At 71.4% G+C, this 14,302-nt stretch carries 11 protein-coding genes and 1 pseudogene; 10 read left to right on the top strand and 2 right to left on the bottom strand.

The annotated features are described in order from the left end of the window. The first annotated feature begins 3 nt into the window (after positions 1-3). From IE134_RS00060 to IE134_RS00035, 6 genes are all read left to right on the top strand, one after another. Positions 4-1,638, top strand: coding sequence for a peptide ABC transporter substrate-binding protein (locus IE134_RS00060; protein WP_030711357.1), 1,635 nt, complete (start codon positions 4-6; stop codon positions 1,636-1,638). A gap of 275 nt (positions 1,639-1,913) precedes the next feature. Next, on the top strand, positions 1,914-2,837 hold the full coding sequence (locus tag IE134_RS00055; protein WP_006127343.1) for an ABC transporter permease: 924 nt from the start codon (positions 1,914-1,916) through the stop codon (positions 2,835-2,837). Beyond that, positions 2,830-3,807 carry an ABC transporter permease gene (locus IE134_RS00050; RefSeq protein ID WP_030711359.1) on the top strand — a complete coding sequence of 326 codons (978 nt, stop codon included), beginning with the start codon at positions 2,830-2,832 and terminating at the stop codon, positions 3,805-3,807. Before IE134_RS00055 ends, IE134_RS00050 begins: the two co-directional genes overlap by 8 nt. Before the next feature lie 13 nt (positions 3,808-3,820). Next, positions 3,821-4,798, top strand: coding sequence for an ABC transporter ATP-binding protein (locus IE134_RS00045; RefSeq protein ID WP_030711361.1), 978 nt, complete (start codon positions 3,821-3,823; stop codon positions 4,796-4,798). Then, entirely contained in the window at positions 4,788-5,993 is a 1,206-nt protein-coding gene (locus IE134_RS00040; protein ID WP_030711363.1) for an ABC transporter ATP-binding protein, read from the top strand. The genes IE134_RS00045 and IE134_RS00040 overlap by 11 nt, the downstream gene beginning before the upstream one ends. A 204-nt stretch (positions 5,994-6,197) precedes the next feature. Further along, positions 6,198-7,259, top strand: a complete 1,062-nt coding sequence (locus IE134_RS00035) for a hypothetical protein (protein WP_306471750.1) — start codon at positions 6,198-6,200, stop codon at positions 7,257-7,259. Positions 7,260-7,289: 30 nt separating this feature from the next. Here IE134_RS00035 and IE134_RS00030 read toward each other — a convergent pair whose 3' ends face one another. Continuing rightward, a complete protein-coding gene (locus IE134_RS00030; protein WP_030711370.1) occupies positions 7,290-9,416 on the bottom strand; it encodes a S9 family peptidase in 2,127 nt (708 codons plus the stop codon). Between the two features lie 182 nt (positions 9,417-9,598). Here IE134_RS00030 and IE134_RS00025 point away from each other — a divergent pair, with 182 nt between their 5' ends. From IE134_RS00025 to IE134_RS00010, 4 genes are all read left to right on the top strand, one after another. Further along, entirely contained in the window at positions 9,599-9,793 is a 195-nt protein-coding gene (locus tag IE134_RS00025) for a hypothetical protein (protein ID WP_010063247.1), read from the top strand. An 81-nt stretch (positions 9,794-9,874) separates the two neighbouring features. Beyond that, positions 9,875-10,810 (top strand): N-acetyl-1-D-myo-inositol-2-amino-2-deoxy-alpha-D-glucopyranoside deacetylase, encoded by a 936-nt coding sequence (gene mshB, locus IE134_RS00020; RefSeq protein WP_030711371.1) that lies wholly within the window; start codon positions 9,875-9,877, stop codon positions 10,808-10,810. After that, positions 10,807-11,280, top strand: a complete 474-nt coding sequence (locus IE134_RS00015; RefSeq protein ID WP_030711372.1) for a DUF6113 family protein — start codon at positions 10,807-10,809, stop codon at positions 11,278-11,280. The genes mshB and IE134_RS00015 overlap by 4 nt, the downstream gene beginning before the upstream one ends. 175 nt (positions 11,281-11,455) lie before the next feature. Further along, entirely contained in the window at positions 11,456-13,720 is a 2,265-nt protein-coding gene (locus tag IE134_RS00010) for a hypothetical protein (protein ID WP_189429317.1), read from the top strand. Between the two features lie 207 nt (positions 13,721-13,927). On the opposite strand, the pseudogene IE134_RS00005 reads toward IE134_RS00010, so the two are convergent. After that, positions 13,928-14,302, bottom strand: a pseudogene (locus IE134_RS00005) (coagulation factor 5/8 type domain-containing protein); the annotation flags it as partial.

Below are 14,302 nucleotides of genomic sequence, written 5' to 3'. Positions count from 1 at the left end.
TTCATGCGCGGAGCCACACAGGTCAGGTGGGCCGCATGTGCGGTGGCCGTCGCCCTGGCAGCGACGGCCTGCGGCGGCGGTGACGGTGACGGTGGCGGCAGCGGCGGCGCCGACGGCATCGTCAGCTCCTCCTGGGGAGACCCGCAGAACCCGCTGGAGCCGGCCAACACCAACGAGGTCCAGGGCGGCAAGGTCCTCGACATGGTCTTCCGCGGACTCATCCGCTACGACCCGAAGACCGGCGAGGCCCAGAACATGATCGCCGAGTCCATCGACTCGACGGACTCCCAGAACTTCACGATCAAGCTCAAGGACGGCTGGACGTTCTCCAACGGCGAGAAGGTCACCGCCAACTCCTTCGTCGACGCCTGGAACTACGGCGCGGCCCTGAAGAACAACCAGAAGAACGCCTACTTCTTCCAGTACATCGAGGGCTACGACAAGGTCCACCCGGAGTCCGGGTCCGCCTCCGCCGAGACCCTGTCAGGCCTGAAGGTCGTCGACGACCTGACCTTCACCGCCAAGCTCACCCAGAAGTTCTCCCTGTGGCCCGACACCCTCGGCTACTCCGCCTTCGTCCCGCTGCCCAAGGCGTTCTACGACGACCACGACGCCTGGCTCTCCAAGCCCGTCGGGAACGGCCCGTACACCATCGAGTCGTACGCCAAGGGCTCCTCGATGAACCTGCGCCGGTGGGATGACTACCCGGGCGACGACAAGGCGAAGAACGGCGGCGTCGACCTCAAGGTCTTCACCGACAACAACACCGCCTACACCGACCTGACCGCGGGCAACCTCGACCTCGTCGACGACGTCCCCGCCTCCCAGCTCCGCAACGTCGAGGCCGACCTCGGCGACCGCTACATCAACACCCCCGCCGGCATCATCCAGACCATCGCCTTCCCCTTCTACGAGAAGGAGTGGGACACCGACGACGCCCGCAAGGTCCGCCAGGGCCTCTCGATGGCGATCAACCGGCCGCAGATCACCGACCAGATCTTCCAGAAGACCCGCACCCCCGCCACCGACTGGACCTCCCCGGTCCTCGGTGAGGAGGGCGGCTTCAAGGAAGGGCTCTGCGGCAAGGAGTGCACGTACAACAAGGCCGAGGCCAAGAAGCTGATCGACGAGGGCGGCGGCATCCCCGGCGGCCAGCTGAAGATCTCGTACAACGCGGACACCGGCTCCCACAAGGAATGGGTCGACGCCGTCTGCAACAGCATCAACAACGTCATGGGCAACAACAAGGCCTGCGTCGGCGGACCCGTCGGCACCTTCGCCGACTTCCGCGCCCAGGTCTCCACCCAGAAGCTCACCAGCGCCTGGCGCGCGGGCTGGCAGATGGACTACCCGCTGATCCAGAACTTCCTCCAGCCGCTCTACTACACCAACGCCCCGTCCAACGACGGCAAGTGGAGCAACCAGCAGTTCGACGACCTGGTCGACAAGGCCAACGCCGAGAGCGACAAGGCCAAGGCGATCACCACCTTCCAGGACGCGGAGAAGATCCTCGTCACGGAGATGCCGGTCATCCCGCTCTGGTACCAGAACGGCAGCGCCGGCTACTCGGACCGGGTGGACAACGTCGCGCTGAACCCGTTCAGCGTCCCGGTCTACGAAGAGATCACCGTCAAGTGACGCGCTGAGCGAAGCGGACGGCCGGGACGCCCCGACACACCGGCGCCCGGCCGTCCGCGCACTCCATGCACCCTCCGCCCGGTACTGCTCGAACTCAGGGGGTGCCTTGCCGGCCAGGCCGGGCTCGCGTGGCCTGGCACCGCACCTCGCGGCGTTGTCGTCGGTCACCGACGCTCCGCGTCGACTCCCTCCTCCGCCTTGCGATGCACGGCACCAGACCCCGCTCCCTGATCCGGCCTGACCGACAAGGCACCCCCCAACCCCCGGAGCCCCTCATGGGACGTTATGTGATCCGGCGGCTGCTGCAGATGATCCCCGTCTTCTTCGGCACCACGCTGTTGATCTTCCTCATGGTGAACGTGATGGGCGACCCCATCGCGGGCCTCTGCGGCGACCGCCAGTGCGACCCGGCCACCGCCGCCCAGCTGCGGGCCGAGTTCGGCCTCGACAAGCCGGTCTGGCAGCAATACCTCACCTACATGGGCAACGTGTTCACCGGCGACTTCGGCACCGCGTTCAACGGGCAGAAGGTCACCGAGCTGATGGCCACCGCCTTCCCCATCACGATCCGGCTCACCATCGTCGCGGTCGTCTTCGAAGTCGTCATCGGCATCAGCCTCGGCGTCGTCACCGGTCTGCGGCGCGGCCGCCCCGTCGACACCACCGTCCTCATCCTGACGCTGATCGTCATCGCCATCCCCACCTTCGTCACCGGCCTGCTGCTCCAGCTCCTCCTGGGCGTCAAGTGGGGCATCATCAAGCCCTCGGTCTCCGCCGACCCCACCTTCGACGAACTCCTCGTCCCCGGGCTCGTCCTCGCCTCGGTCTCGCTCGCCTACGTCACCCGGCTCACCCGGACCTCGATCGCCGAGAACGCCCGCGCCGACTACGTACGCACCGCCGTCGCCAAGGGCCTGCCCCGCCGCCGGGTCGTCGTACGGCACCTGCTGCGCAACTCGCTCATCCCCGTCGTCACCTTCATCGGCACCGACGTCGGCGCGCTGATGGGCGGGGCCATCGTCACCGAGCGGATCTTCAACATCCACGGCGTCGGCTACCAGCTCTACCAGGGCATCCTGCGGCAGAACTCCCAGACCGTCGTCGGCTTCGTCACGATCCTCGTCCTGGTCTTCCTGGCCGCCAACCTGATCGTCGACCTCCTGTACGCCGTACTCGACCCGAGGATCCGCTATGCCTGAGCCGCAGACCCCGGACGAAGCGATCTCCCAGGCGGGCGCCGGCGGCGCGACGGACCTCGCCATGGAGGAGGGCACCAGCCTGGAGAAGAACCCGGGCGGCCCCGACGGCACCGGGCCCGCCGGAAAGCCGCGCAGCCTCTGGTCGGACGCCTGGCGCGACCTGCGCCGCAACCCGGTCTTCATCATCTCCTCGCTGGTCATCCTCTTCCTGGTGATCATCTCGATCTGGCCCTCGCTCATCGCGAGCGGCGACCCCCTCCAGGCCAACCTGGACGACGCCCAGAAGGGCTCCGAACCCGGCCACCCCTTCGGCTTCGACCCGCAGGGCCGCGACGTCTACACCCGCGTCGTCTACGGCACCCGCACCTCGGTGACCGTCGGCGTCTGCGCCACCCTCGGCGTCGCGATCCTCGGCAGCGTCCTGGGCGGACTCGCGGGCTTCTTCGGCGGCTGGTGGGACGCGATCCTCTCCCGCCTCACCGACGTCTTCTTCGGCATCCCCGTCGTCCTCGGCGGCCTGGTCTTCCTCTCCGTCGTCACCAGCTCCACCGTCTGGCCCGTCGTCGGGTTCATCGTGCTGCTCGGCTGGCCCCAGATCGCCCGTATCGCCCGTGGCTCGGTCATCACCGCCAAACAGAACGACTACGTCCAGGCGGCCCGCGCGCTGGGCGCCTCCAACTCCCGCATGATGCTGCGCCACATCACCCCGAACGCCATCGCGCCCGTCATCGTCGTGGCGACCATCGCGCTCGGCACGTACATCTCGCTGGAGGCGACCCTCTCCTACCTCGGCGTCGGCCTGAAGGACCCGGCCGTCTCCTGGGGCATCGACATCTCCGCGGCCTCCAACTACATCCGCAACGCCCCGCACATGCTGCTCTGGCCCGCCGGCGCGCTGGCGGTCACCGTGCTCGCGTTCATCATGCTCGGCGACGCGGTGCGCGACGCCCTCGACCCCAAGCTGCGCTGAGGAGCCGATTGCCATGTTGCTCGAAGTGCGCGATCTGTACGTGGAGTTCCACACCCGCGAAGGCGTCGCCAAGGCCGTCAACGGGGTCAACTACTCGGTGGCCGAAGGCGAGACGCTCGCCGTCCTCGGTGAGTCCGGCTCCGGCAAGTCCGTCACCGCCCAGGCCGTCATGGGCATCCTCGACATGCCGCCCGGGAAGATCGCCGGCGGGGAGATCCTCTTCAAGGGCCAGGACCTCCTGAAGGCCAAGCCGGACGAGCGGCGCAAGATCCGCGGCCAGGAGATGGCCATGATCTTCCAGGACGCCCTGTCCTCGCTGAACCCGGTCCTCACCGTCGGCCAGCAGCTCGGCGAGATGTTCGTCGTCCACCGGGGCATGTCCCGCAAGGACGCCAAGGCCAAGGCCATCGAGCTGATGGACCGGGTCCGCATCCCCGCCGCGAAGGAACGCGTCAACCAGTACCCGCACCAGTTCTCCGGCGGGATGCGCCAGCGCATCATGATCGCCATGGCGATGGCCCTCGAACCGTCCCTGATCATCGCCGACGAGCCCACCACCGCCCTCGACGTCACCGTCCAGGCCCAGGTCATGGACCTCCTCGCGGAACTCCAGCGCGAGCTGAACATGGGCCTCATCCTGATCACCCACGACCTCGGCGTCGTCGCCGACGTCGCCGACAAGATCGCCGTGATGTACGCGGGCCGGATCGTCGAGACCGCCCCCGTCCACGAGATCTACAAGGCCCCCGCCCACCCGTACACCAAGGGCCTCCTCCAGTCGATCCCGCGCCTGGACCAGAAGGGCCGGGAGCTGTACGCGATCCAGGGCCTGCCGCCCAACCTCACCCGCATCCCGCCCGGCTGCGCCTTCAACCCCCGCTGCCCGATGGCCCAGGACGTGTGCCGCAGCGATGTGCCGCCGCTCTACGAGGTCGACGAACAGCGCCGCAGCGCCTGCCACTTCTGGAAGGAGACGCTCGATGCACGCTGACCGCGACAAAGGTGCGGGGACCGGTGGCGGCGCGGCCGGCTCCACCCTGCTCTCCCAGGCGAGCGAGGACGCGGTCGCCCCGTACACCGAGGGCGACCCGATCCTCCAGGTGCGCGGCCTCGCCAAGCACTACCCGCTCACCCAGGGCATCCTCTTCAAGCGGCAGATCGGCGCGGTCAGGGCCGTCGACGGCGTCGACTTCGACCTGTACGCGGGCGAGACGCTGGGCATCGTGGGGGAGTCGGGCTGCGGCAAGTCCACCGTCGCCAAGATGCTCGTCCACCTGGAACGCCCCACCGCCGGGGCGATCCGCTACAAGGGCGAGGACATCTCCAAGCTGTCCGGCCGGGCGCTGAAGGCGGTCCGCCGCAACATCCAGATGGTGTTCCAGGACCCGTACACCTCGCTGAACCCGCGGATGACGGTCGGCGACATCATCGGGGAGCCGTACGAGATCCACCCCGAGGTCGCCCCGAAGGGCAGCCGCCGCCAGAAGGTGCAGGACCTGCTGGACGTCGTCGGGCTCAACCCGGAGTACATCAACCGCTATCCGCACCAGTTCTCCGGCGGGCAGCGCCAGCGCATCGGCATCGCGCGCGGCCTCGCCCTCAACCCGGAGATCATCGTCGCCGACGAACCGGTCTCCGCGCTCGACGTCTCCGTCCAGGCCCAGGTGGTCAACCTGCTGGACCGGCTCCAGGCGGAGTTCAACCTCAGCTTCGTCTTCATCGCGCACGACCTGTCCATCGTCCGGCACATCTCCGACCGGGTCGGCGTGATGTACCTGGGCCGGATCGTGGAGATCGGCTCCGACGCGGAGATCTACGACCACCCCACCCACCCGTACACCCAGGCGCTGCTGTCCGCCGTCCCCGTCCCGGACCCGACCGCCCGCGAGCACCGGGAACGGATCATCCTGCACGGCGACGTCCCCTCGCCCGCCAACATCCCCTCCGGCTGCCGCTTCCGCACCCGCTGCTGGAAGGCTCAGGAGCGGTGCGAGCTGGAGGTCCCGCTGCTGGCGGTCCCCGCGGAGTTCCGGCACGTCGACACCCCTGCCCGGCACGACTCCGCATGCCACTTCGCGGAGGAGAAGCGCGTGGTGCCCCCGGAGGGCGAGCTGGAGATCCCGGGGCCCGCGGAGGCGCCGGGGGACGGGGAGACTTCCGAGGCAGAGGGGGACGAAAGGTCATGAACCGGCGTCAGCATCGTTAACACGTAAGCAACTCCGCCGTCGCCGCTCCGATATACGAACGCCCCATGCTGATCAGCGTACGGCCGTGCGGGTGCCGTGGTCCGGTCGGAGCGTCGTCCTGGCGCTCCGGCCGGTCGCCCGCCGCCAACGCCCCGCCCCCTGAACGCCCTTGTTCATCCGTTCGGGGCAATGGAGTATCAGCGGGTGACACTTACACGGGGAGCAAGAATCACCGGCGCCGTTCTGTGCGCGGTGCTGGCACTGATGGCCGTCGCCTGGATCGTGCGGGACATACGGGCCGCCGACGGACCGGTGCCGGTCTGGGAGTACTGGTCGGGCACCGCGAGCCTCCGGGACATGGTGCGGCCCACCACCACCTCCACCAGCCTCGTCCTGCTGCTGGCCTACGCCGCCGCCGCTGTGGCGGCACTCCGCTCGGCCTCCGCCGCCTCGGTCCTGATCGTCACCGGCGTCGTGACCTTCGTCCTGCGGCTGCCCGGCGTCTGGACCGTCGCCGACGCCCCGGCCCCGGAGGAGCTCCGCGACCGGGCACTGCTCACCACGTACGCCGCGCTGGTGGCCGGGCTCGCCCTGATCGTCGTGGGGACGGCGGGCCGCCGCCCCGTGCCGCAGGGCGAGGAGCGCCCGGCGGGTCCGGGGCGGGGTGCGGGGGTGGCCGTCTTCCTGCTCCTGGGTCTTCAGGCAGTGATCTACACCGCCTGGGAGATCCGGCAGCCCTTCGTCTTCCCGTCCGGGTTCTATCCCGAGTGGTTCATCGGCGGGGCGCCCCTGAACACCCCGCTCATCGAGGGGCCGCCCGGCTGGGTCACCGTGGCGATCATCCTGATGTCCCTGGTGGCGGCCCTCGGCGCGGTCGGCGGGGCGGCCCTCGCGCGACCGCTCGGCCTGATCGCGGGCGGGTTCGTCCTCGCCTCCGGGGCGCTGGGCCTGGCGCGCATCATCCACTTCGAGCTGTACGAGCGGTTCACCGACCTGGACGTCGAGGGGCAGCTGACCCTGGTGAGCCAGATCTGCTCGCTCCTCATCGGGGCCGTCGTGATCGTCCTGCTCGCCCGCAAGGGCGCCGCACGGACCCCCGCCGCCGGCCCCTGGGGCGGCCCGAACTCCTGGGGCGGCGGCTGGGGAGCCCCGGCGCCCGGCCGGCCCGGACCGCAGGGCTACCAGCCGCCGCAGGCCCCCGGCTTCGGTCCGCCACCGGGCGGCGGTTTCGGGCCCCCGCCCTCGTCCCCGCCGCCCCGCTGGTGAACCGGGGGCGGACGGGGCGCGGCGGGCGGCTCAGGCGCCGGTCAGCCCCAGCGACCGCTTGAGGAAGTCCACCTGGAGCAGGAGCAGGTTCTCCGCGACCTGCTCCTGCGGCGTCATGTGCGTCACCCCGCTCAGCGGCAGCACCTCGTGCGGCCGCCCGGCCGCCAGCAGAGCCGAGGACAGCCGCAGGGCGTGCGCGACCACCACGTTGTCGTCGGCCAGACCGTGCACGATCATCATCGGCCGGGCCTCGTCGGCGGCCTCGGAGAGACCGTCGTCGGTGAGCAGCGAGTTGTACGCGTACACCTCCGGCTGCTTCGCCGGGTCCCCGAGATAGCGCTCGGTGTAGTGGGTGTCGTACAGCCGCTGGTCCGTCACCGGGGCCCCGACGACCGCCGCGTGGAAGACGTCCGGCCGCCGCAGCACCGCGAGCCCCGCCAGATAGCCGCCGAAGGACCAGCCCCGGATCGCCACCCGGGACAGATCGAGCGGGAACCGGTCCGCCAGCCCGTGCAACGCCTCGACCTGGTCCTCCATGGTCAGCACGAGGTTGTCCCGTACCGCCTTCTCCCAGGCCGGCGAGCGGCCCGGCGCGCCCCGCCCGTCCGCCACGACCACCGCGAAGCCCTGGTCCGCGAACCACTGCGAGGTCAGGTGCGGGTTGTGGGCGGCGACCACCCGGCGGCCGTGCGGGCCGCCGTACGGATCCATCAGGACCGGAAGGGGACCGTCCGACTCCTCGTAGTCCGACGGAAGCAGGACGGCGCACGGAATCCGCCGTGCGCCCCCCTCGGTGAGGGTCACGCGGGCGGTGAGCACCGGCTCCTGGGCGAAGCTCGCGATGCGGACCAGCCGCTTGCCGTCCCGCACGACCCACGCGGCGGTTCCGGGCTCCTCGGGGACGGCCGAGACCACCACCGACAGAGCGCCCGAGCGGACCGCGGAGTGCACACCCACCCCTTCGGAAATCCGCTCGATTCCCAGCTCGTTGACCCGGTACACATGGATCTGTCCGATCTCCGGTTCGACCGCGTCCTCACCGGCCACCGCCGAGACCAGGATGTCCGACTCGCCGATGTCCAGCACTGCCTGGACGTGCAGCTGCGACCCGGTGAGCGGCCGGTCCCCGACCGCCAGCACCCGCGCGCCGCCCTCGTCGGCGATCCGCACCAGCCGCCCGTCCGGCGCCCACGCGGGCACCCCGGGGAAGAGATCCAGCCAGACCGGGTCCTCGTCGACATGGACGACCCGGGTCGCACCGGTCTCCGGGTCCACCGCCAGATACCGCTGACTGCGCTGGTCACGGGCCTGCACCAGCAGCAGCGGAGCACCTGCGGACGACCAGTGCACCTGGGCCAGGTACGGGAACGCCTCCCGGTCCCAGACCACTTCGGTACGGTCCCCCGCCAGGTCCATGACGAAGAGCCGCACCTCCGCGTTGGGCGTCCCCGCCGCCGGGTAGGCGACCTCGGCCGGCTTGCGCCCGGGGTGGGCCGGATCGGCGATGTACCACCGCTGTACGGGGCTCTCGTCGGCCCGCGCCACCAGCAGCCGGTCCGACTCGGGCGACCACCAGAAGCCCCGGTAGCGGTGCATCTCCTCGGCCGCGATGAACTCGGCCAGACCATAGGTGACCTGGGGATCCTCCGGCTCGGCCAGCGCCCGGTCGCCCTCGCCCGTCGCGTCCACCACCCGCAGCGCGCCCTTGGCCACGTACGCGATGCGCCGGCCGTCGGGGGACGGGCGGGGGTCGATCACCGGGCCCGGCACCGGCAGCGCCCGCGCGGTCCCGGCCCGCAGCTCGGCCACGTACACCTTTCCGGACAGCGCGAACGCGGCCAACTCCGCCGCCGCGTCCACCGCGTAGGAGACGATCCCCGACGAACCCTCCCGGGTCCGCTCCCGCCGGGCCCGCTCCTGAGCCGACAGCTTCTCCGCCGAACCGCCCAGCAGGACGTCCGGATCGGCGGCGATGCGCTCCTCGCCGGTCGCCGGGTCGAGCACCCAGAGCCGGGTGGTCCGGTCCGTTCCGGAGGTGGACCGGAGGAAGATCACACGTGTCTCATCCGGTGAGACGGTGAAGGCGCGAGGTGCGCCGAGAGTGAAGCGCTGGGTCCGGGCGTGCTGGCGGGGAAAGGACAGCTTCTGCGAGGTCATGGCCCCGAACTTAGCCCGCAACTCGGCTGCGGGGCACGGTTCGTGCGCCCCTCGTGCTGCTGTGCCCCGATCAATGCGTTGGCACGGATAGTTATGATCCGTAGCGCTCGGTGGGTAAGAACCTGCTGGCTCCGTGTACCCCCGTTCCGACCGTCCGAACGTACCGATGGAGGTGAACCGCCGTGGCGCTCTCGATTTCGGCGGTAGTGCTGCTGGCGATCATCGTCTTCCTGCTGATCCGGAAATCCGGACTGAAGGGAGGACACGCGGTGGTCTGCATGCTGCTCGGGTTCTACATCGCGAGCTCGTCCATCGCACCGACCATCTCCGATCTGACGACCAACGTGGCGGGAATGATCAGCAGCATCAAGTTCTGACCCGGGCGGCCGGGGACCGGCGGCCGGCGGGCGCAGGGGCGCGGGGGCACGGGGGGCCTCCGGGCTCGTAGGGTGGTCCCCATGAAGGACCTCCCCGCCCGCCGTCTGCTGCTCGTGCACGCGCACCCCGACGACGAGTCGATCAACAACGGCGCCACCATGGCCAGGTATGCGGCCGAGGGCGCCCACGTCACCCTGGTGACGTGCACGCTCGGCGAGGAGGGCGAGGTCATCCCGCCCGCGCTCGCCCGTCTCACCGCCGACCGGGACGACGCGCTGGGCCCCCACCGCGTCGGCGAGCTGGCCGCGGCGATGCAGGAGCTCGGCATCAACGACCACCGCTTCCTGGGCGGCGCGGGCCGCTACCGGGACTCCGGGATGATGGGCGCCGAACAGAACGGCCGCCCCGGCTCCTTCTGGTCCACCCCGGTGGACGAGGCCGCCGCCCACCTCGTCGAGGTGATCCGCGAGGTCCGCCCCCAGGTCCTGATCACCTACGACCCGGACGGCGGCTACGGCCACCCCGACCACATCCAGGCCCACCGCGTCGCGATGCGCGCCGCCGACCTCGCCGCCGACCCGGCGCATGGCTCCGGCACCCCGCACACCATCGCCAAGATCTACTGGAACCGGGTGGAGCGCGAGGTGCTGGAAGCCGCCTTCGACCGGCTGCGCAGCACCGCGCCCGACGCCTTCCCCGGCATCGCCGCCGTGGCCGACGTCCCGGGCGTGACCGACGCGGAGCAGATCACCGCGGAGATCGACGGATCGGCGTACGCCGGGGCGAAGTCGGCGGCGATGCGCGCCCACGCCACCCAGATCGCGGTCGACGGCCCCTTCTTCGCCCTCTCCAACGACCTGGGCCAGCCCCTGCTGACGACCGAGTGCTACGAACTCGTGCGCGGCGTTCGCGGCGTGGCCGGACCGGAGCGCGAGAGCGACCTGTTCGCGGGCGTCCCGGGCGCCGACGCCCCGGACACGGCGGGCGTCCCGGGCGCCGAAGGAGGCGCGGCATGAGCGGCAACCCCAAGAAGTCCCGAGTTCGCGCGGACTCCTCCCACGCGCCGCGACGGAACGCGCCCCCCAGGGAGCCCGAGCCCATCGGATTCGCCGCCCGGCCGAACCCGGCCCGGATCGCCGCCTACTTGGGCCTCGCGGTCCTCGGCGCGCTCGTCGCCCTCGCCGGAACCCTCGTCCAAGCGGCCTGGTTCCCGGGCGGGTTGATCATCGCCCTGGTGGGCTCCGCGGGCCTCTTCTACGGCGGCCGGATCCTGACCCGCACCCAGATCGGCGCACTCGCCCCGGCGGCCGGCTGGTTCATCACCGTCTTCCTTCTGCTGAGCGGCCGGCCGGAGGGCGACTACGTCTTCGGCGACGAACTCGGCCTGGTGCTCTTCATGCTCGGCGGAACGGCCGTCGCTGTGATCTGCGCCACCACGTCCAAAGTGCCGCAATCAGCCATCCACAGCGGCCGGTCCGGCACGTGAAGTGCCAAGTCCGGGTCCGGAAAGACCCCCACAGGTGTGAGGCACGGGTGGAGGTTTCACCCGGTCGCGGAGTGTCCGACGGCGGCGGCCAGTATGGTGGTGCGCGCGCCGAGCCGTCCCCTGGCCTGCGGCATGGGGGAAGTACGGGCGGCGGAGCCAATCGGGAGAACCTGCTTTGAGTCGTGAAACTGACAGTTCGTCCTCCGGGCCCCAGGGCCGCGGCGGAGCCGCGTACCCCTCGGGTACGCCGCCGTACGGATCCCGCCAGTATCCGTCGCTGCACCCGTCGCAGGACGGCTCTGACGAGAACCCGGAATCCGTGGATCCGCCCCGGCCCGAGGAACCGAAGACCGAGACGACGCTGACGACGCGCATCCGGATCAACATCCCCGGCTCGCGTCCCATCCCGCCGGTCGTGATGCGTACGCCGATGGCGGAGAGCGACATCTCCGGCGGCGGCCGTTCCGACGCGGAGCGCACCGGCGCGACCCCGCGCCCCGGCACACCGCCGGCCGCACCGGGTCCCGGTGCGAGCGCGAGCGCCGGTGCCGGATCCCCGGACCGCTCCGGCGGCCCGAGCGCCGGTTCGAACGGCGGCGCGCCCGCGGACCGGTCCCGGGACGGCGTCCCGGCCGCCGACCCGACGCCCGGGGAGAAGCCGGCCCGGGAGAAGAGCGGCAGCGACTGGTTCGCCCCGCGCAAGACCCCGGCCGCCGGACCGGCGGCAGCCGGCCAGGGCACCGGTGCGCCCGGTGGTCCCGGTGGCGCGGGCGCAGGCGGTCCCGGTGGCGCGGGCGGCCAGGGCGGTCCCGGTGGCGCGGGCGGCCAGGGCGGTCCCGGCGGCCCGGCCTCCGGTGGTCCCGGCGGCCCGGGTTCGGGTGGTCCGGGTGGTCCCGGCGGCCCTGGTGGTGCGCCCGACGGTGGCGCGGGCCGCTCGCGCCCCGACCTGCCGTACTTCTCGGACGCCCCGGCGTCCGGCGGCGGACCGGGTGCGCCGGGCTCCGGCCCCGCCCGCAGCGCGCTCGACGGCTACGGCTCCGAGCCCCCCGGCGGCGGCCCGCGTGCCACCCCCGGCCCCGGAGTGCGGACGCCCGGCCCGTCCGGCCCCACCACGGGACCGGTCACCGGCACCTCCTCGCTGACCCCGAACCTCGACGGCGTCCCGGGGCTCGGCGGCCCCGGCCCGATGGTCCCGGGCACCCCCGGCGGCGTACCCCGGATGTCCGACGACACCGCGATCCTCACGCCGCAGGCCCCGGCGCCCGAACCCGGCCCCGGCGGCCATGTCTCGGGCGACACGCTGACGAGCGGCATCCCCGTGGTGCCCAGCGAGCCCCGCGCCACGTTCCCGGGCGGGCCGGGCACCCCCGGCGGCCCGGTGACGGGCCACGGCGGTCCCGGCGGACCGGGCGGACCGGGTGTTCCCACGCCGGGTCCCGCCGCTCCGCGCCCCGCACCGCAGGCCGCCGCCCCCGCCTCCGCCCCCGCGAAGAAGGGCCGCTCCAAGCTGGTCCTGCTCGGGGTGGCCGCGGTCGTGCTGCTCGGCATCGCGTACGGGGCGGGCCTCCTGCTGAACCACGCCGAGGTCCCCAAGGGCACGACGGTGCTCGGCGTCGACATCGGCGGCGGCTCGAAGGAAGAGGCGGTCACCAAGCTCGAAGCCGCCCTCGGCGAGCGGGCCAAGGCCCCCATGACGCTGTCCGTGGACGGCAAGGAGGAGAAGCTCGACCCGGAGAAGGCCGGTCTCACCCTGGACAGCCAGGAGACCGTGCGCGGCGCGGCGGGCAGCGACTACAACCCCGTCTCGGTGATCGGTTCGCTGTTCGGCGGGGAGCGCCCCGCCGACCCGGTGATCCCGGTCGACGAGGAGAAGCTCGGCGTGGCGCTGACCGACCTGGCGGGCGCTTCCGGCTCGGCCAACGACGGCACGATCCGCTTCGAGCCGAACAAGGCCGTGGCGGTGCCGGGCAAGCCGGGCAAGACGCTGGACGCCGGCCAGTCCCTGATCTCGGTCCGGGACGCCTACCGCGCCCAGGTCCAGACCGGGAAGGCCAACCTGGTCGAACTTCCCGTCACCACCAGCGAACCCACCATCACCCAGGCCGAACTGAACCGGGCGATGAAGGAGTTCGCCGAGCCCGCGATGTCCGGTCTGATCACCATCAAGGCCGGTCCCAAGCAGATCCAGTTCGGCCCGGCCAGGTCGTTGCCGCAGATCCTGTCCATGAAGCCGGTCGACGGCCGTCTGGTCGACGTCTACGACAAGAAGGCGATCGACACGCTTCTGGACGGTGTCTTCGACGGCATCATGGCCGTCAAGGCCGACGGGAAGAAGCACCAGGTCGGCCCGGACGACGTGGCCCAGGCGATGAAGACCGCCCTGGCCGGGAAGACCCCGGCCGAGCGCACGGTCACCATCAGCCTGACCGGCGAGGGCTGAGCCCCCGCGGCAGCCGCGCCATCGCTCCACGACTCCGCCCCCGCCCGGGAACGTCTCCGGCCGGGGGCGGAGTCCTTCCCGGGCAGGGAGGGCCGGCCGACAGGCGGCCCGCCCTCGGGCGGAACCGCAGCGCCCGCGGCGAAGCGGGGCCCGGCGCTCACCAGCAGCCGGACCCCGCTTCCGTACGACTCCCTCAGCCGGAGAGGACTAAGGGAAGTTCACCACCTGGGACGGGACCGTCTCCGTGCCCGACGTAGGGGAGCCGACGTCGTTGATCACGTGCTCGTACTGGCCGTTGCCGCCCAGCGAGACGACGATCAGGCTGTGGAACTTCACGCCGGGCTTCACCGGTGCCTTGAAGCCGTGCTCCTGGATGATCGTCGGGTCGACGTTGTAGTAGCAGTAGCTGCCCATGCCCCAGCCCTCGTGCTCGTCGACCGAGTCGTCGACCCGGTAGGCCGCGTAGCCCTTCGTGTCGCCGTTCTGGATCGCCTCCTGGTTCGGGGCGTCGTACGCCTTCTCGTTCTGGAAGAAGATCGTGCGGCCGCGTTCGCCGTACCACTCGACGTCGTACTTGTTGAA

The organism is Streptomyces rubiginosohelvolus (assembly GCF_014649875.1).
In the GTDB taxonomy this organism is placed as follows: domain Bacteria; phylum Actinomycetota; class Actinomycetes; order Streptomycetales; family Streptomycetaceae; genus Streptomyces; species Streptomyces rubiginosohelvolus.
Note: the sequence above shows the minus strand (reverse complement) of the source record. Positions and strands in the feature narration are given on the sequence as shown.